The sequence below is a fragment of the Blautia hansenii genome, from assembly GCF_013304445.1.
GTDB lineage: Bacteria > Bacillota > Clostridia > Lachnospirales > Lachnospiraceae > Blautia.
The window spans coordinates 232056-250391 of the sequence record NZ_JAAITA010000002.1 but is presented as its reverse complement, the minus strand read 5'-3'; the positions used below and the strand labels follow the sequence as shown (position 1 = coordinate 250391).

Annotated in this window: 15 protein-coding genes; all 15 read left to right on the top strand. The window is 43.2% G+C overall.

Translation table 11 applies throughout. The annotated features are described in order from the left end of the window. The first annotated feature begins 141 nt into the window (after positions 1 to 141). The 15 genes from gpr (at position 142) to G5A70_RS03115 (ending at position 18287) form a co-directional block, all read left to right on the top strand. Positions 142 to 1053 (top strand): GPR endopeptidase, encoded by a 912-nt coding sequence (gene gpr, locus G5A70_RS03185; protein WP_173747945.1) that lies wholly within the window; start codon positions 142 to 144, stop codon positions 1051 to 1053. A gap of 40 nt (positions 1054 to 1093) precedes the next feature. Beyond that, a complete protein-coding gene (gene spoIIP, locus G5A70_RS03180; RefSeq protein WP_173747943.1) occupies positions 1094 to 2335 on the top strand; it encodes a stage II sporulation protein P in 1242 nt (413 codons plus the stop codon). Positions 2336 to 2439: 104 nt separating this feature from the next. Then, positions 2440 to 3156 (top strand): IspD/TarI family cytidylyltransferase, encoded by a 717-nt coding sequence (locus G5A70_RS03175; RefSeq protein ID WP_173747941.1) that lies wholly within the window; start codon positions 2440 to 2442, stop codon positions 3154 to 3156. Between the two features lie 12 nt (positions 3157 to 3168). Continuing rightward, a complete protein-coding gene (locus G5A70_RS03170; protein WP_173747939.1) occupies positions 3169 to 4218 on the top strand; it encodes an NAD-dependent epimerase/dehydratase family protein in 1050 nt (349 codons plus the stop codon). A 119-nt stretch (positions 4219 to 4337) separates the two neighbouring features. Next, entirely contained in the window at positions 4338 to 5204 is an 867-nt protein-coding gene (locus tag G5A70_RS03165) for a LicD family protein (RefSeq protein WP_173747937.1), read from the top strand. Further along, the gene (locus G5A70_RS03160) at positions 5201 to 6466 is read left to right on the top strand and encodes a lipopolysaccharide biosynthesis protein (protein ID WP_173747935.1); all 1266 of its coding nucleotides are present in this window, start codon (positions 5201 to 5203) and stop codon (positions 6464 to 6466) included. The genes G5A70_RS03165 and G5A70_RS03160 overlap by 4 nt, the downstream gene beginning before the upstream one ends. A gap of 10 nt (positions 6467 to 6476) precedes the next feature. Then, on the top strand, positions 6477 to 7631 hold the full coding sequence (locus tag G5A70_RS03155; RefSeq protein WP_173747933.1) for a glycosyltransferase family 4 protein: 1155 nt from the start codon (positions 6477 to 6479) through the stop codon (positions 7629 to 7631). After that, the gene (locus G5A70_RS03150; protein ID WP_173747931.1) at positions 7628 to 8332 is read left to right on the top strand and encodes a glycosyltransferase family 2 protein; all 705 of its coding nucleotides are present in this window, start codon (positions 7628 to 7630) and stop codon (positions 8330 to 8332) included. Before G5A70_RS03155 ends, G5A70_RS03150 begins: the two co-directional genes overlap by 4 nt. Further along, positions 8329 to 8697, top strand: a complete 369-nt coding sequence (locus G5A70_RS03145; RefSeq protein ID WP_173747929.1) for a DUF2304 domain-containing protein — start codon at positions 8329 to 8331, stop codon at positions 8695 to 8697. The genes G5A70_RS03150 and G5A70_RS03145 overlap by 4 nt, the downstream gene beginning before the upstream one ends. Beyond that, positions 8694 to 10610, top strand: coding sequence for a DUF2142 domain-containing protein (locus G5A70_RS03140; protein ID WP_173747927.1), 1917 nt, complete (start codon positions 8694 to 8696; stop codon positions 10608 to 10610). The genes G5A70_RS03145 and G5A70_RS03140 overlap by 4 nt, the downstream gene beginning before the upstream one ends. A gap of 28 nt (positions 10611 to 10638) precedes the next feature. Beyond that, on the top strand, positions 10639 to 12606 hold the full coding sequence (locus tag G5A70_RS03135) for a DUF7657 domain-containing protein (protein ID WP_173747925.1): 1968 nt from the start codon (positions 10639 to 10641) through the stop codon (positions 12604 to 12606). Between the two features lie 97 nt (positions 12607 to 12703). After that, complete coding sequence (locus G5A70_RS03130; protein ID WP_173747923.1) at positions 12704 to 14713, top strand: LTA synthase family protein; 2010 nt, start codon at positions 12704 to 12706, stop codon at positions 14711 to 14713. 64 nt (positions 14714 to 14777) lie between these two features. After that, complete coding sequence (gene lepA, locus G5A70_RS03125; protein WP_173747921.1) at positions 14778 to 16592, top strand: translation elongation factor 4; 1815 nt, start codon at positions 14778 to 14780, stop codon at positions 16590 to 16592. Positions 16593 to 16611: 19 nt separating this feature from the next. Further along, positions 16612 to 17754, top strand: coding sequence for a radical SAM family heme chaperone HemW (hemW, locus tag G5A70_RS03120; RefSeq protein ID WP_173747919.1), 1143 nt, complete (start codon positions 16612 to 16614; stop codon positions 17752 to 17754). A 113-nt stretch (positions 17755 to 17867) separates the two neighbouring features. Beyond that, a complete protein-coding gene (locus G5A70_RS03115) occupies positions 17868 to 18287 on the top strand; it encodes a CBS domain-containing protein (RefSeq protein ID WP_173747917.1) in 420 nt (139 codons plus the stop codon). Positions 18288 to 18336: the final 49 nt, after the last annotated feature.

Sequence of the window (18336 nt, the reverse complement as noted above, 5' to 3'; positions counted from 1 at the left end):
TTTTTCATTCTAGTTGATTTAGAGAAAAATGTCAATACATAAAATCCTTTAAAATGCAAAAAATATAGGTATCCTGAGTTTTTTCGGGAAAACAGAAAAGGACGGCAGAAAGTCTGAAGAAGGGCAGAAAGGAAAAAGAGCATGGCATTGGGAAGAATCCGTACAGATTTGGCACTGGAGGCAAAAGAAAAATTTGAGGAAGAACATGCAGAAGTCAGAGGAGTAGTGGTAAAAGAAGATTACAATGAAGAAAAAGACATAAGGACTACAACGGTCATCATTGAGACGGAGAACGGGGCGAAAACCATGGGAAGACCCCAGGGTGTCTATATTACATTAGAAGCCCCCAATATGTCTGTGCCGGATGAGGATTACCACAGGGAAATTTCAAAAGAACTGGCAGAACATATGAAGGGACTGCTCCCTGAAAAACAGGAACTGAATATTCTGGTGGTGGGGCTGGGAAACAGAGATATTACGCCGGACGCGCTGGGGCCGGATGTGGTATCCAATCTGCATATTACCAGACATATTATCAGGGAATATGGCGTGCAGGGCACAGGGGAGGAGAAACTCCACAGTATCAGCGGTCTGGTTCCGGGAGTCATGGGGCAGACGGGTATGGAAACCCTGGAAATTGTGCGAGGTGTAGCGGAGGAGACAAGACCGGACGTTATTATTGCTATCGACGCTTTGGCGGCCAGAAGTGTTAAACGGCTGAACCGAACCATTCAGATAACGGATACAGGAATCAGTCCCGGTTCCGGCGTGGGAAATCACAGAACCGGATTGAATCAGGAGACTTTGGGAATACGCGTAATTGGAATCGGGGTTCCTACGGTAGTGGATGGAGCAACCATTGTTAGGGATTCTATGGCGCATTTGCTGGATACCCTGGAAGAAGCGGAGAAGAAGGAATTTTTGGAGGAAATGATTGCGCCGTCCCTGCACAGTATGTTTATGACCCCGAAAGATGTGGACGAAACCATTAAGCGTCTGGCCTTTACAATTTCTGAAGGATTAAATCTGGCTTTTGCCAAACCCGAGGAATAATTAAAAAGGATTGTCTCATATATAGATATGAGGTGATAGGGTGAAGAAAAGAAAAGCAGAAACGGTGGTGACCGCCGGGATATGGGTGGGAATGGCTGCGCTGGCCGTTTATATTGTTATAAAAGGGCTGGCTTTGGAAAAGAGTACTTTAGAGCATATGCTGTATCAGGTACAGCAGCAGGCAATAGAAATGTATCTTCCAGGCGTGACACGGGAATATGGGGAAACCATGACAGGTTGGCTTTGGGAGAAGATAGAATCCCGGCTGCTGCCAGCCTCGGCAGATATACAGCGGGAAGGGCAGGAAGAGACAGACCAGGCAACAAGTTCTAAGATTATGGAGGAGAACACAGAATTTCTGGAGGCAAAGCTGTTAGAAGAAAATCAGGAAGCAGGGCCTCCGGAATCGGGATATGAAAATACAGGAGGTGTGGATGCCCAGAGCACCCAGGCAGAGCAGGCAAGTACAACAGGAGGAGTTGCGGAAAATCAGATAAAACAGCCGGTCACAGATATCCCACTGGAAAAATTTCAGGATTTTGAGTTTGTTATGAGTAATTTCTATACAGTGGATAAAACAACCAGTATGAGCAGTGAGCAGTTAGACGCTCCCGCACTGGTACAGATGGATATGCGGATGAAGACAGACAACAGTCAGCCGCAGATATTGATTTATCATAGCCATTCCCAGGAAGAATTTATTGATTCCATTCCGGGAGAGGCCTCTACCACCATTGTAGGAGTGGGGGAGTATCTGGCTTCTCTTCTGCGGGATACCTATGGCTATCAGGTTATTCATGTGACAGATACCTTTGATATTGTAAACGGAAAGCTGGACCGTAATCAGGCATATACTTATGCGCAGGAGAGAGTGGAAGCTATTCTGGAGGAAAATCCCAGTGTGGAAGTGGTCATTGACCTGCACAGGGATGGAGTTCCGGATGATAAACGGCTGGTTACGAATATTAATGGAAAAGAAACGGCAAAAATTATGTTTTTTAACGGATTGAGCAGAACGAATCAAAACGGGGAGATTTCTTATCTTCCAAACCCCTACATCAAAGAAAATCTGGCTTTTTCTCTGCAGATGATGTTGGAATCTAAGAAATACTATCCGGATTTGGCCAGAACGATTTATCTGAGAGGATACCGCTACAATCTGCATTTAAGACCGAAAACTCTTTTGGTGGAATGTGGAGCGCAGACCAATACAGTGCAGGAGGAAATGAATGCCATGGAGCCTCTTGCTGACATTTTAAATAAAGTTTTGACAGGAAGTTAAAGGATAGCTTGAAATTCTTTAATTTTTTTCGTACAATGTTATATAAATGTTAAAGAAAGTTTAAATGGATCCTACATGGAGAGGTACAAAGGAAGGAAAGCGAAATGGCAAATGTGGCATTGATTATTGCAGGCGGCTCCGGGGCTCGTATGCACCAGAGTATACCAAAGCAGTTTTTGTCTGTAAATGAACGTCCGGTGATTCTTTATACACTGGAAGCATTTCAGAAACATGCGGATATTGATGCAATTGCGGTAGTGTGTATCAATGGCTGGGAGCAGGTTTTGTGGGCTTATGCAAAGCAGTTTAATATTACAAAGTTAAAATATGTGATACCGGGAGGGGAGAACGGTCAGAGTTCTATCCGAAACGGCGTTTTTGAACTGGAAAAACAGTTCCAAAAAGATGATATTGTACTCATTCACGATTCTATACGTCCTATGGTTTCTGCGGATGTGATTTCAGATTGTATCGTAAAGACAAAACAATATGGCTGTGCCATTGCCACGATTCCCTGTGCGGAGGCTATGCTGCAGACCGAAGACGGCATGTGTTCTACCGGAAGCTATCCCAGGGATAATCTGAAACGGACACAGACACCCCAGGGATTTCCGCTTGGAAAAATTTGTGATTTACACAGAAGAGCCCTGGAAAGGGGGATTACCAATTCGGTAGCATCTTGTACCCTGATGATAGAGATGGGAGAACAGGTGTATTTTTCTCTGGGCTCTGAAAAGAACATTAAACTGACTACCGTGGAGGATTTGGATATTTTCAAAGCACTTCTTCTGGCAAAGAGAGCAGACTGGCTTAAGGATTGAGAGGAGAAGCGGATGAAATTGTATAGCAGCAGGGTGTATACGGAGGATTTGGAAAAAGCAGTTTCCGGTGTCAGAGAAATAGAAAAACTGCGAGGAAAATCTCTATTGATTACAGGAGCCGGCGGACTTATCGGTTCCTATCTGGTGGATATGCTGCTTACGGCTAATCGTATGCAGGATTTGCATGTCACCATATATGCAGTTGGGCGAAGCCGCGAAAGACTGGAAGCCCGTTTTGCAGATGTGAAAACAGAAGCTCTGGTTTATGTAGAGCAGGATGTGGAGAAGCCCATGAAGCAAAAGTTTCCTGTGGATTATTTGATTCATGCAGCCAGCAATGCCTATCCGGCTGCTTTTTTGAAGGATCCGGTGGGAACGGTTATGGGAAATATTGCAGGGACGAAGAATCTTCTGGACTACGGGAAGGAACAGGGGGCAGAGCGCCTTCTGTTTGTGTCTTCCGGAGAAGTGTACGGCCAAGGGGACAGCAGTCTGGAAGCTTATAAAGAAGAATACAGCGGTTATGTGGACAATCTGTCCTGGCGTTCCTGTTATCCGGCAGGTAAGCGGGCGGCAGAGACTTTGTGCTGTGCCTATACTGCCCAGTATGGATTGGAGACGGTTATTGTGCGGCCAAGTCATGTATATGGACCTAATATTACAGAAAGGGACAATCGTGCAACCGTACAGTTTATGGAAAATGCCATGGAAGGAAAGGACATTGTTTTAAACAGCGCTGGCAGTCAAATGCGTTCGTATACTTATGTGGCGGACTGCGGAGCCGCTGTTTTATCTGTCCTGTTGTCTGGAATATGCGGAGCGGCCTACAATATTGCCAACAGGCAGTCCAGACTGACCATTGCGGAATTTGCCCGGAAAACAGCCAGACAGACAGGCCGTCAGGTCATTTTCAAAAATCCCGATGATGTACAGATGGCACAGCGTACGCCCATAACCAGACAGGTGCTGGACAGTACGAAACTGGAAGGTTTGGGCTTTACGCCGGCTTTTGATATTGAAACCGGAATTGCCCACACACTGCAGATAATGAAAGAAATGTGAGTGAAACAGTGCACGAGTTCTGGAAAAACAGAAACTTCTGTGTTATCCTGGACTGTACGCAGCAAAAGAAAAGGGAATTTGTAATACACGTAGATTAGATTTTTTAGAATGGGGAAAATATGTTATATAAAGAATACGAGCCTGAGGTACTGAAAAAACTGCAGCGGGCAGAGGTGGAAATACTGAAAGATTTTGACGCGCTGTGCCAAAAACACAACATTGATTATTTTGTTTGTGGGGGAACGGCTATCGGCGGTGTCCGCCATCAGGGGTTTATTCCCTGGGATGATGACATTGACCTGGGAATGACAAGAGAACATTATGAACATTTTCTGGAAGTAGCAGAACAGGAATACGGAGAACGTTATAAAATTATGAATGCAGATACCAATCCGGATTTTCCCGTGACACTGACGAAATGGTACAGGACCGGTACCGTTTTCAGAAATGAAGAAATGATTGATTTGGGATTGCATATCGGCATTGCCATTGATATTTTCTGCTTTGATAATGTAGCGGATGAACTGCCGAAGTTCCGGCGTCAGGCTATGCGGGCATGGACATGGGGAAAACTGATGGTGCTGCGGCAGGTAGGAGAACCTAATATTTATGTAGAGGGCTGGAAGGCAAAACTTACCCTGCTGGTGGCAAAACTGGCACACTGGGGATTAAAAGCGCTGCATTTTTCTCCGAAGTTTCTCTATGGAAGAGCAATGAAAGCAGCAACACAGTATAAAGATGTACATACGAAAAGGGTAGCATATCTCTTTGACCCCACTCCGTATACCAGCGTCATCGATAAAAGGGACATTTATCCCACAGCAAGACGTAAATTTGAAACTATTGAACTGAATTTTCCATGTCATGTGGAAAAATATCTGGAGAGACGCTACGGTAGCAATTATATGGAACTGCCGCCGGAAGATAAGCGCCATAACCATGCGCCGGAAGAACTGGACTTTGGCAGGGAGTTTGCTGACTTATGATTGAAAAATTTTTTATGCCTTCCAATCACAATATGAAGAAGACGTATATCTGGACGGTTTTGGCAGGTTCGGTATATGCCGGAAGTTCTTTTCTGATGTCCATGTTTACTTCCAAGTATATCGGAGTGGCACAGGCTGGTATACTGGCTTTGGCTCTGACAATCGGAAATCAGCTGGTGACAATCGGACTTTATAATATCCGAACCTTTCAGGTATCGGATGTGACAGAAAAATACACCTTCAGCGATTATTGTGTGTTAAGAGTGCTGACGGTTTCCGCCATGCTCCTGGTGGGGGTGATTTGGGTTTTGAAGGATTCTCATCAGGGCGTGAAGTTGGCAGCCATTGGATTTGCCATTTTATTCAGAGCCATTGAGGCAGTATCGGATTTGCTGGAGGGAAGATATCAGCAGAAAGGAAGATATGATGTAGCCTGTAAGGGCGTATTTGTAAAAGTTTTGTCTTATCTGGCAGCATTTCTAGTTACGCTGTTTCTTACAAAAAATATTGCGGCTGCCCTGGGAGCACTTGCCGTGACTTATCTGATTATGTTGTGCGTCATTGACAGCCGGCTGATTGGCAGATTTGGAGGGATTTCTTTTCAGACCACCTGGATGAGACAGAAGGGACTGCTTTTAGAGGGACTTCCGTTGTTTGTCAATGCCTTTTTAAATGCCTATATTATCAACGCGTCTAAGTATGCTCTGGATAAATATTATGATTCGGAAACTCTTGGGATTTTCAATGTACTGTATATGATGGCGTTTGTAGTGAATATGTTTGCCTCTTTTGTGTTGAAGCCTATTATTTCTGTGCTGGCAGAAAAATATGTGAAAAGAGATATCTCCGGTTTTGTAAAGCTGGTACTCAGACAGGTTGCAGTGATTCTGACAGTGACGCTGGTATGTATCGGAGGCGCCTGGCTCCTGGGAGTGCCGGTATTGGGATTTTTGTTTGGCGTGGATTTGACGCATTATAAAGGGGCACTTTGTGTGGTATTAATCAGCGGCGGCTTTACGGCGCTTTATCAGCTTTTGCAGTATGGAATTATCATTATGCGGCATCAGTACAGTACTTTTGTGTGCTGTGGGCTTACCGTGGTGCTGACCTATGTGCTTACACCGATTTTGACAAAGCGGTATGCAGTCATGGGGGCATCGGCCAGTTATACAATTTCTATAGGATTTATGTCGGCTATGTTTCTGGGATTTTTTGTCTATCATTTACAGAGAGACAAAAAGAAAATAGAGGACAGAGGATAAGAGGAACATTATGAGACGAATATGTATTTTTGCCTCTCACTATTTTCCCTATCTGGGAGGAATTGAGAGATATACCTATAACCTTTCAAAGGCTCTGATGGCTATGGGAGATGAGGTTTTGATTGTTACAAACAATGATGTAAAGGAAAAGAGTTTTGAAGTTATGGACGGTATCGGTGTTCTGCGTCTGCCCTGCTATAATCTTATGAGCGGCAGATATCCGGTGACAAAGCCGAATAAAGAGTTTTGGGAAGCATGGAAAAAACTGTGGGGAAAAGAATTTGATTTGGTTCTGATAAATGCCCGGTTTTATCCACACACACTTTTAGGAGCCTGGTTTGCTAAAAGGAGAGGTATCCGCTGTTTAATTTTAGACCATGGAACCAGCCACATGACAGTAGGAAAAAAATTTCCTGATTTGGTTTTTGCGGCTGTAGAGCATGTGATAACCTGGGGAGACAGGCGGCTTTGCAGGGAGTATTTCGGCGTTTCAAAAGCCTGTTGCAAATGGCTTCGGCATTTTCATATTCAGGCAGAAGGTGTGCTGTATAATGCGGTAAATGCAGAAAATATTACAAGAATTGCCCAAAATCCTACAGAAGATTTCAGGAAAAAATACGGTCTGGAGGCAGATACGGCTTTGATTGTTTACACGGGACGGCTGCTGAAGGAAAAAGGGATTTTTAAATTGATAAAAGCTGTGGAGCAAATGGAAACTTCCAGGGAGGTCTGTCTTTTTATTGCGGGGGACGGGGAAGAAATGGAAGGGGTAAAAGCCTGTGAAAGCCATAGAATCAAGCCGCTTGGAAGGTTGGATTTTAAAAATATAGCCTCTCTTTTAGGTCAGGCAGAGATTTACTGCCTTCCCACGGAATATCCCGAGGGTTTTCCTACTTCCGTGTTGGAGGCAGCAGCGGCGGGCTGCTATGTGATAACTACCAACCGGGGCGGTTCTGGGGAACTGCTGGTGGACAGAAGCTATGGAACCATTCTGGAACAGGTTACCGTAGAAGGCTTAAAAGAAGAGTTGGAGCGTGTACTGGCAAATGAGGAGGAACGCAAGCGTGCAGCGGCAAAAGCACAGAAAAGAGTACATCAGCTTTTTACCTGGGAGAAGACTGCACATAAGGTTCATCAGCTGGCAGAAGAAGGAGTACTGGAATGAAAAAACGGAAACTGATAATTATTCCTGCTTATAACGAAAGTGCCTGTATAGAAAAAACGGTAAAGGACATTCAGAAGTATGCACCGGAATTTGATTATATTGTAATTAATGACTGTTCTACAGATAATACAAGGGAAATTTGTGAACAGCATGGATTTCACCTGATAAATCTGCCTGTGAATCTGGGAATTGGGGGTGCTGTGCAGACCGGATATCTGTATGGATACAGAAATGGTTATGATATGGCTGTGCAGGTGGATGGAGATGGACAACATAACCCTGCTTTCTTAAATGAAATGGCAGAAACCCTGGAGAAGGAAAAACTGGATATGGTGATTGGCTCCCGGTTTATTGAGAAAAAAGGCTTTCAATCCTCGAGTATGAGAAGAGTAGGGATTCGCTACTTCAGCGCCTTGATTAAAATTTTAACAGGGGTGCGGATTACGGACCCTACTTCAGGACTGCGGCTGGTGAATCGGAAGGTTATGAAAGAATTTGCGCACAATTATCCCAAGGATTATCCGGAGCCGGAAAGTGTTGTTGCGATTCTGGAGAGAAACTGTAAGGTGAAGGAAATCCCTGTGGTTATGCGGAAGCGCATGGGTGGAGTATCGTCTATTTCCATGAAGAAATCTGTGTATTATATGATAAAGGTTTCCCTGGCCATTGCCATTGAGAAAATCAGAGGAGGGAAAGGATGAATATTCGCATTCAGATTTTAATTGTTGTAATTACCCTTCTGGCTATGTTTTATGTGATAAATAAAATCAGAAATAAGGGAATTGAACTGAAATACAGTCTGGTATGGCTGGCTTTGGGGACAGGGATTATTATTTTTACCTGCTTTCCGAAACTTACTACATGGCTGGCCCATGTACTGGGAATCAGCCAGCCGATGAATATGCTGTTCTTTGCAGGATTTTGCTTTATGCTGCCTATTATTTTTTCGCTGTCAGTATCTGTGTCCAGGCTGTCAAACAAGGTGAAGAGACTGACACAGGAGATGGCGCTGCTGGAGGAGCAGAAAAGAAAAGCAGAAGAAGAGAGTGAGGAACTGCAGAAATGAAGAAAAAGAAAAAACAGACAGCGGGGAGAAAGTGGATTCTCCAATTATTCTTGCTCTTAGGAATCAGCCTGCTGGCAGGAGTGCTTTTTGAAGGGCTGTATGAGATGAATACTTACAGGCGCTCTCTGAAAGGCGGACACCAGGCCGAGAAGGAACAGATTGAAAAACAGTATATCAAATTATCCGAACCTGAGGCAGGAGTAAACGAAAATGGAGCGGAAGAAGGCTTCTACAGAATAAAGATTATTTTTCCTGAACGTTATATAAATAAATTTCAGTATTCTTATACCGCAAGAGAGGACTTTGTCCCTATTATAAAAATTCATACAAAGGATATTTATAAAAATTCGGAAGTAAGGGAAATCCGGGATGTATGCAGAAAGAATCTGGAAGAATCCGTGGTGAATCTGAAAGATTATGTTACAGAGATAGAAATAAAAGTACCTCAGGGAGTACGTCTGTATAATTTTACCATAGAAAACAGCTGGAATTGGAACTGGTATAGAACTGCGTATGCGTTTGTTTTTGTTTTACTGGTTCTGTCAGCCTTTTGTTGGAGAAAACAGATTGGAAAGAAGCCGGAATACGGTTTTCTTGTATATGGTATCGGCCTTGGGCTTTTGCTGATAGCCCTGCAGCCGCCGGAGTGTGTAAGCTGGGATGAACATATACATTTTAACAAGACGTTTCATTGGTTTGAAGAGGGACAAGTGCCGCAAAGCGTAGCAGAAGCCTATATCACCCAGTATCCGGAAACCATAGACGGCTCTGCTTTTTTATCAGAAGAGGAAAAGCAGCTGCAGATAGAGTATCTCAATGAGAATACGGATATACAGGCACAGGACTACGAAAAAGCCGCAAATCCTTTAAATGCCATAGGTGAACTTCATATGGCGCTTGCTGTAAAAGCAGCAGAGGCTCTTGGCCTGCCTTTTTATGTGCAGTTTTTGCTGGGTAAGGCCGCAAATCTGCTTCTATATGTGCTGGTAATGTTTTTGGCTATTAAAATTGTACCTGTAGGAAAAATGTTTCTGACGGCAATAGCTCTGATGCCTACAGCGCTTTTGCAGGCGGTTTCCTATACTTATGATGTCTCTGTGATTGCGTTTGTAACACTGGGGTTTGTGCTGATAATAGAGGAATTTTTCTATATAGACAGAAAGCTGACCTGGCAAAAGCAAATTCTGATTGCTTTCGTCTTTATTTTAGGAAGCTGTCCGAAACCAGTCTATATTCCGATTCTAGCGTTGTTGTTGGCATTGCCTGAAGAAAAGTTTCGGACAAAATGGGAAATGGTCTTGTGTAAAGGCATTGCAGTGATTATTTGCGTGGCTATGATTATGACACTGTTGCTGCCTGCGGCAAGTGGAAGTGTGGAAGGAGATTCCAGAGGTGGGGCAACCGATGTGGGAAAACAGCTGGCTCTGGTTATGCAGCACCCACTCGGTTATCTGGCCGTGTTCTGGAAAAACTTTTATGGAAGTCTGAATTCCTATATATTCGGAGGTGATGCGGTGGCCAATCTGGCCTATGCAGGCAAGCATCAGCTCCATGCTATGGCAGCAGTATTCTGTTTTGCCGTGGCGTTTACAGAGAAGAAAAAGCGCTTTGTTTTTTCTAAAAAAACCGCTGTTGCATACAGAGTAATTCTGGCTTTTGTGCTGGCTATGATTATAGGTCTGCTCTGGTCTGCGCTCTATGTATCTTTTACACCGGTAGGAAGCACAGAGATTGCCGGCGTGCAGGCAAGGTACTATATTCCGCTGCTCTTTCCACTGTATCTGCTGTTTTATACAGATAAAATGGAAGGGAAATGGAAAGATACATCTTATACAACGGCTGTATTCTGGATCATACTATTTATCGCTCACGGAGCTTTTTATACGCCGTATTTTCTGAAATATTGTCAGTAAGTGAGACGATTCAGCTAAGGAGAAATTTATGGAAAATAGCAAAAAGAGAAGTACAGGAATAGGAGAAATTCTGTATCGCTTTCGATATCTGATTATTGTAGTTGTTTTTGCAGTCAGTGGATTTTTGGAATTAAGCGGTTCTTCCATATCTATGTGGGAGGATTTTATAGGAATACAATCTCAAAGCGGAGACGGAGACTTGTTTGGACAAGCAAGAATGATTCGGAGCGATGAATGGGCTGTGAACACACCTATGGCATTTTCACAGTATTTTGCAAAGGACGGGAGCTTTCCCTACTTTTCAGAGACTCTAAGAGGCGCGAAAACAGACGCGTTTATTGTGTATGGACAACCGGTTCTGAGCTGGGAAGTGATTTTTCGGCCCTTTCAGTGGGGATATCTGCTGTTTGCACCAGCCAGAGGCCTTTCCTTTTTCTGGTGCGGGCGGTTTCTTGCGTTACTTATGATTTCTTTTGAACTTGGTATGTATCTTTTTAACAGAAGAAAATCTTATGCTGTGGCATATTCTGCACTTCTCAGTCTGTCGCCTGTTGTGCAGTGGTGGTTTGCCATTAACGGACTTGTAGAGATGTTGGTGTTTGGGCAGGCAGTTTTGCTGATTGTGTCTGCTTATTTTAACCAGAGGCAGTATTGGAAAAAGATACTTCTGGCTTTGGGACTGGCTTGGTGCGGAGGTTGCTATATTCTGGTATTTTATCCGCCATGGCAGATTCCGCTGGGATATGTATTCCTGTTTTTACTTATAGGAATCACAGCAAAAGAATATAAAAAAGACTTGTGGTGTTGGAAGAAAGATATTCCTGTTATTTTAGGCGCTCTGCTGATTCTGGGAATTGCAATGGGAGCCATTGTCTGCAAATCATGGAATACCATACAGACCGTGATGAATACTGCTTATCCCGGAACAAGGAGTTTTGCGGGAGGAGGAGCACTCAGAAAACTTTTTAACTGGGCACAGGGGATTTTGTATCCTTTTATGGAGCCTGCTTTTGGCGGAACAAATGTGTGTGAAGAGGCCAGTGTGATTTCCTTTTTTCCATTGGGAATCCTTGTGGGATTATGGGTTCTTATAAAGGAAAAGAAAAGGGATGCCATGCTGATTTCTCTTTTGACAGGAACAGTCTTTTTGACTGCTTATTGTGTTTTGCCATGGCCGGAGATTCTGGCAAAAGCAACTCTGCTTAGTAATTGTCAGCCAGACAGAGTTGTTTTGGCAGTGGGCTTTATCAGTCTGATATTGCTTTTGTATGCGTCTGTAATTTCAGAAAAGGCGCCGGGAAAAGCAGCTGTGGGAATTGTTGGAGTTTTCTTTGCCGGAGGAACGATGGTATTTCTATATAAAAGTCTGCCGGAACTGTATGTGGCAAAGAGGCAGGTAGCAGCAGTCTGTGTAATTCTTACAGTTTCCCTAATTCTTGTGGGAATACTGTGGTACAAATGGAAAAGCACAGTTTTTGCCTGGGGCTGTATCGTTCTGGCGGTTTTAAACGGAGCGTTTGTCAATCCTATTCACAAAGGCGTAGATGTTATTTATACCAATCCATTAGTACAGGCAGTTGCTGCCGAGGCAGACAGTGATGATAAACAAGGGCTTTGGATAGTGGAGAATATAGGATTCCCCTGTATTAACATTCCGATTATGACAGGGGCGCCAACCATAAACTGCACCAATACCTATCCGGTACTGGAACGCTGGAAAAAGCTGGATTCGACAGGAATCTATGAGGATACTTACAACAGGTATGTACATATTTTCATGCAGCTGAAAGAAGACGGAGAAACTGTTTTTGAGAATCCCCAGACTGCTCCGGACCATTTAAATATTACATTGCCTGCAAAAGAACTGAAAACTTTGAATGTGAAGCATATTTTAACGAATCGTGATTTAAGCGAATTTGAATCAGACAATGTGAAGTTTAAACTGAAAAATCAGGTGGGGAATTACAGAATTTATGATGTGATAACGCGAGAATGAGGCTTTCGCAGGAAGGGCATGATTCCAAATGTTTTTCCTGCAAAAGCCTCCTTGTGTATAGATACGGAAATTTTGAAATTATGAGGAATTTACAAGCATGAAAAAGATAAATGCAAACACAAAAGTAAGAAATGGAAAAATACTGGAAAGTGGGAAAAGGCTGTATGAATACATGTTTAAGGAAAGTAGCAGGCTGAGGAGTACAGGTACAGCAGCAGCCTTTTTGATGTACATATGTTTCTGGGTGTTCCTGGAGAAGGGACTGAATGCCGAGACGGAAAAACTGCGCGGTTTGTTTTGCCTGGATGGAGTTCTGCTTTTGGGACTTTTGGGAAAAATAAGAGTATCAGATAAGGTGAGAGAATGTCTGTCTGTTGTCTTATTTTTAGCAGCTCCGGCATTTGCTTTGGGTGCCATAGAGACACTGCACGATAATTCCGTGGCACAGATGAAATTTTTATTTGTATTTCTGAATTATTTTTTAATCTTGACAGTTTTTGTGATTTTATATTTTTTCATTAATCGCTTTGCATGGACAATAGCTGTGGGAACCGGAATTTTTACATTTTACGGACTTTTATACAGTTTTGTAAAAGAGTTCCGGGGAAACGGACTTCGGGCTGCAGATGTTTATGCAATTCAGACTGCCGCAAATGTGGCAGGAGGATATACACTGGATTTTACGGAAAAGAGAGTAGCGGTTATTCTTTGGGCAATCCTGCTCATTATTGCAGCCTTTTATCTTTCTTATGAAAATCACAGAAGAGACCGCATAGCAACTGGAGCAGTTAGCCTTTGCTTTGTTCTGGTTTTATCTTTTTTGATATCCAATGAAACTTTTTTGGAAACTTATTCTGTAAAACCTTATTTGTGGGAACTGGAGGCTAGCGAGAAAGACCATGGGGCCTTGTTGGATTTTGCAGCAGGACTTCCTTTTCTGAAAGTGCAGAAGCCTGACGGATATCAGCAGAAAGCGGCTGCGGATTTGGAATTGGAAAAAGGGTCTTTGGGAGGGACGAGTCTAAAAGTGGAAAAAACCGAAAATGTTGAGAATCCCCATATCATTGCTATTATGAATGAATCCTTTTCCGATTTCAGAAAGCTGGGAGCGATACAAACCAGTAGAGAGATTATGCCAAACTGGGATGCAAGGCAGGAAAATGTCATAAAGGGATTTGCCAGCGTACCTGTTTTCGGGGGTTGGACAGCGAACTCGGAATTTGAGTTTTTAACAGGCTTTTCCAATGCGTTTTTTCCAAGCGGAACCATTCCTTATCAGAATTATGTCAAACAGGGAACTCCCAGCCTCAATAGTCAGTTAAAGGATGAGGGTTACACCTCGGTGTTTATACATCCTATGGACAGTAGTGGATGGAATCGGAAAAATGTATATCAGTTTTTGGATTTTGATGCGTCCCTCTATCTAGAGAATATGAAAAATCCGGAAACACTGCGGAATCTGGTTTCTGACAGAGGAGATTACAGCATACTGATAGAAGAATTTGAGAAACGTAAGGAGGAAGGACCGGTCTTTCTTTTCAATGTGACCATGCAGAATCACGGTGGATACACAGGCGCAGGTATGCCGAATCCTATACAGATTACAAGTCCCGGAGAAAATTTTGTATGGGCAGAGGAATATTTAACTCTTATAGAAGAATCTGACAGGGCATTGGAAGAATTGCTACAGTATTTTGAACAGGAGGAAGAACCTGTGGTAGTCTGTATGTTCGGCGACCATTATCCTAAGATAGAGGAAGAGCTGTATGAGGCTTTGTCAGAGACTGCCACAGGAAATCCGGCGGAAAAAACAGCTCTGGAATATCAGGTTCCTTTTATGATTTACGCAAATTATGATATTACAGAGAAAGAATATGAAAATATCAGTCTGAACTATTTGTCCTCTTTGCTATGTGAAGCGGCAGGCATTCCGCTGACAGATTATCAGAAATACCTGGAAAACCTTTACGAAAGCTACCCGGTTGTCAATGTTTACGGTGTGAAAAACAGTCAGGGAGAATGGTTCACCTGGGACGAAGCCCTGCAATTTGAAGAAATTCAGGAATATGAGAAAATCCAGTACAGAAATTTGTTTGATAACCACTGAGTATCATGATATACTCAGACTGTATGTTTGAGATATAGGAGAAAAGAGCATAGGAGGAATTTATATGCCATCAATAGACCAGAGCAAAATTCGTAATTTTTGTATTATTGCCCATATTGACCATGGAAAATCTACCCTGGCAGACAGGATTATTGAAAAGACAGGGCTTCTGACAAACCGGGAAATGCAGGCCCAGGTTCTGGACAATATGGATTTGGAGAGAGAAAGAGGAATTACCATTAAGTCCCAGGCTGTGCGTATTGTATACAAAGCCAAGGACGGAGAAGAATACATTTTCAATCTGATTGATACACCGGGACACGTGGATTTTAACTATGAGGTATCCAGGAGCCTGGCAGCCTGTGACGGAGCCATTCTGGTAGTGGACGCAGCCCAGGGGATTGAGGCTCAGACCCTTGCCAATGTTTATCTGGCCCTGGACCATGACTTGGATGTATTTCCCGTTATTAACAAAATTGACTTGCCCAGTGCGGAACCAGAACGTGTTATGAATGAAATTGAAGACGTTATCGGCATTGAAGCACAGGACGCACCTTTGATTTCAGCCAAGACAGGCTTGAATGTGGAAGAGGTTTTAGAACAGATTGTAACGAAAATTCCAGCGCCGTCAGGAAGTCCTGAAAATCCGCTGCAGGCATTGATTTTTGATTCTATTTATGATTCCTACAAAGGTGTTATTGTGTTCTGCCGTATCAAAGAAGGAACTGTGAAAAAAGGTACTAAAATCCGTATGATGGCAACCGGAGCTGTGGAAGAGGTTGTGGAAGTAGGGTATTTCGGAGCTGGACAGTTTATTCCATGCGAAGAACTTTCCGCAGGTATGGTAGGATACATTACAGCCAGCATTAAAAACGTAACGGATACACGGGTAGGCGATACCATCACAGATTTTGACCGTCCCTGTGCAGAACCTCTGCCGGGATACAAAAAAGTGAATCCCATGGTATTCTGTGGTGTTTATCCGGCAGACGGAGCGAAATATCAGGATTTGCGTGACGCCCTGGAAAAATTGCAGCTAAACGATGCGTCGCTGTTTTTTGAACCTGAGACCTCTATCGCCCTGGGATTTGGATTCCGCTGCGGCTTTTTGGGACTGTTACATTTGGAAATTATTCAGGAGAGACTGGAAAGAGAATATAATCTGGACTTGGTGACAACGGCTCCTGGCGTTGTGTATAAAGTGCATAAGACCAACGGAGAAGTTATTGACTTGACCAACCCGTCCAATCTTCCCGACCCGTCAGAAATCGAATACATGGAAGAGCCTATGGTAAAGGCGGAAATTATGGTAACTACAGAGTTCATTGGACCGATTATGGATTTGTGTCAGGAGAGAAGAGGGCAGTATCAGGGCATGGAATACATGGAAACCACCAGAGCGCTGCTGCATTATCACCTGCCTTTAAATGAAATTATTTATGATTTTTTTGACGCTTTGAAATCTCGTTCCAGAGGTTATGCATCCTTTGATTATGAAATGCTGGGATATGAGCAGAGCAATCTGGTAAAACTGGATATTCTGGTAAACAAAGAAGAAGTAGACGCATTGTCCTTTATTGTATTTGCAGATTCTGCTTATGAAAGAGGCAGAAAAATGTGTGAAAAGCTGAAAGAGGAAATCCCGAGACAGCTCTTTGAAATCCCCATTCAGGCGGCTGTGGGAAGTAAAATTATTGCCAGAGAAACGGTAAAAGCCATGCGAAAAGATGTACTGGCAAAATGTTACGGCGGCGATATTTCCCGTAAGAGAAAACTTCTGGAAAAACAGAAGGAAGGAAAGAAACGTATGCGCCAGATTGGAAACGTAGAAATTCCGCAGAAGGCCTTTATGAGTGTGCTGAAGCTGGACGATAAATAAGAAATCGGGGAAGGTATTTATGAAGAAAGAGTTAGGGTTGTATGTGCATATTCCTTTTTGTGTAAAAAAATGCGGTTACTGTGACTTTTTATCCTGGTGCGGAACATCAGAGGAAAAGGAAACCTATGTGCAGGCCTTGTTAAAGGAAATCGAAAGCTACCGGGAATTTGCCAGAGGCTATCGGGTATCTACCGTCTTTGTGGGAGGCGGAACCCCTTCTGTGCTGGAAGCCGGACAGATGGAAGGAGTTCTTGGAAACATTCAGGAAGTTTTTGAATTGGAAAAGAAACCGGAAATTACACTGGAGATGAATCCGGGAACAGTAACGGAAGAAAAGCTGCAGTGTTACAAAGAAAATGGTGTAAACCGTCTCAGTATAGGGTTGCAGTCTGTGAAGAATGAAAAACTGGAGGTCCTTGGGCGAATCCATTCCTACGAAGAATTTCTGGAAAGCTATGAACTGGCTCGAAAGGCAGGATTTACCAACATTAGTGTGGACCTGATTTCTTCTATACCGGGGCAGAAACTGGAGGAGTGGAAAGAAGAACTGGCTGCGTTGTCTGCTTTGTCTCCGGAGCATATTTCCGTATACCAGCTTATTATAGAAGCGGAAACTCCTTTCTATGAAAAATATGCAGAACATGAGGAACTTCTTCCCGATGAAGAGGAAAGCCGGGAAATTTATCTGTGGACCGGAAGCTTCTTAAAGGAACAGGGCTATGAGCAATACGAAATTTCCAATTACGCAAAACCGGGGAAAGAATCCCGCCACAATCTGAAATACTGGGAACGGGGCGACTATCTGGGGCTGGGACTTGGAGCAGCATCTATGGTGCGAAATATTCGCGTGAGTAATACAAAAGATATGAAAACGTACCTGGAACGCTGTGGACAACCCAAAACCATGCGGGAGGACGTGCAGTTTCTGGAGGAAGCCCGGCAGATGGAAGAATTTATGTTTCTGGGGCTCAGAAAGACAAGAGGCGTATCCAGAAAAGAATTTCGCCGCATTTTCGGTCAGGAAATGGATATGGTTTATGAAAAGGCTCTGCACAAATGTCTGGAAAACGGGATGTTGAAGGAACATAAGGACAGGGTGTATCTTTCAGAAGAAGGTGTTCTTTTAAGCAATGCAGTCCTGTTAGAATTTCTCTTTGACTGACAAATTAACATGTAATACAACTTTATAGAATTTTAATAAAGTTTAATGCTTTTGTTCTGGATTTCTCTGTGGCAGTGTGGCAGAATAAAGGGAGAAAACAGGGGAGGAACACCATGAATATTTTATTTTTTCTTACCCCCAAAGTAGATGTAGCTTATATTTATGATACTTTCAGCTTGAGACAGGTGCTTGAAAAAATGGAATACCATAAATATTCCTGCATACCCGTTATTAACGAAAAAGGCAAATATGTGGGGACGATTACAGAAGGCGATTTATTGTGGGGATTAAAAAAACGCGGAGATTTGAATTTGAAAGGTGCAGAGGAAGTGCCGATTACTTCTTTTAAGAGAAGGGCAGACTATACGCCGGTGCGGGTGGATTCGGACATGGAGGATTTGCTGGATAAGGCCATGCGTCAGAATTTTGTACCGGTAATCGATGACCAGAAAAATTTTATTGGAATTGTGACGAGAAGAGATATTATGCAGTATATCTGTTCTTCAGGAACGAAAGAGCAGCAAAAAGTATAAAATAGAAAGCTGTCGTATTAACAGCAGTCAGGAAGAGGTATTTCCGTTC

What these genes read in the sequence shown, in the direction of transcription:
- gpr (WP_173747945.1), top strand. Translation starts at nt 142, where the DNA reads ATGGCATTGGGAAGAATCCGTACAGATTTGGCACTGGAGGCAAAAGAA.
- G5A70_RS03175 (WP_173747941.1), top strand. Translation starts at nt 2,440, where the DNA reads ATGGCAAATGTGGCATTGATTATTGCAGGCGGCTCCGGGGCTCGTATG.
- G5A70_RS03170 (WP_173747939.1), top strand. Translation starts at nt 3,169, where the DNA reads ATGAAATTGTATAGCAGCAGGGTGTATACGGAGGATTTGGAAAAAGCA.
- G5A70_RS03165 (WP_173747937.1), top strand. Translation starts at nt 4,338, where the DNA reads ATGTTATATAAAGAATACGAGCCTGAGGTACTGAAAAAACTGCAGCGG.
- G5A70_RS03160 (WP_173747935.1), top strand. Translation starts at nt 5,201, where the DNA reads ATGATTGAAAAATTTTTTATGCCTTCCAATCACAATATGAAGAAGACG.
- G5A70_RS03155 (WP_173747933.1), top strand. Translation starts at nt 6,477, where the DNA reads ATGAGACGAATATGTATTTTTGCCTCTCACTATTTTCCCTATCTGGGA.
- G5A70_RS03150 (WP_173747931.1), top strand. Translation starts at nt 7,628, where the DNA reads ATGAAAAAACGGAAACTGATAATTATTCCTGCTTATAACGAAAGTGCC.
- G5A70_RS03145 (WP_173747929.1), top strand. Translation starts at nt 8,329, where the DNA reads ATGAATATTCGCATTCAGATTTTAATTGTTGTAATTACCCTTCTGGCT.
- G5A70_RS03140 (WP_173747927.1), top strand. Translation starts at nt 8,694, where the DNA reads ATGAAGAAAAAGAAAAAACAGACAGCGGGGAGAAAGTGGATTCTCCAA.
- G5A70_RS03135 (WP_173747925.1), top strand. Translation starts at nt 10,639, where the DNA reads ATGGAAAATAGCAAAAAGAGAAGTACAGGAATAGGAGAAATTCTGTAT.
- G5A70_RS03130 (WP_173747923.1), top strand. Translation starts at nt 12,704, where the DNA reads ATGAAAAAGATAAATGCAAACACAAAAGTAAGAAATGGAAAAATACTG.
- lepA (WP_173747921.1), top strand. Translation starts at nt 14,778, where the DNA reads ATGCCATCAATAGACCAGAGCAAAATTCGTAATTTTTGTATTATTGCC.
- hemW (WP_173747919.1), top strand. Translation starts at nt 16,612, where the DNA reads ATGAAGAAAGAGTTAGGGTTGTATGTGCATATTCCTTTTTGTGTAAAA.
- G5A70_RS03115 (WP_173747917.1), top strand. Translation starts at nt 17,868, where the DNA reads ATGAATATTTTATTTTTTCTTACCCCCAAAGTAGATGTAGCTTATATT.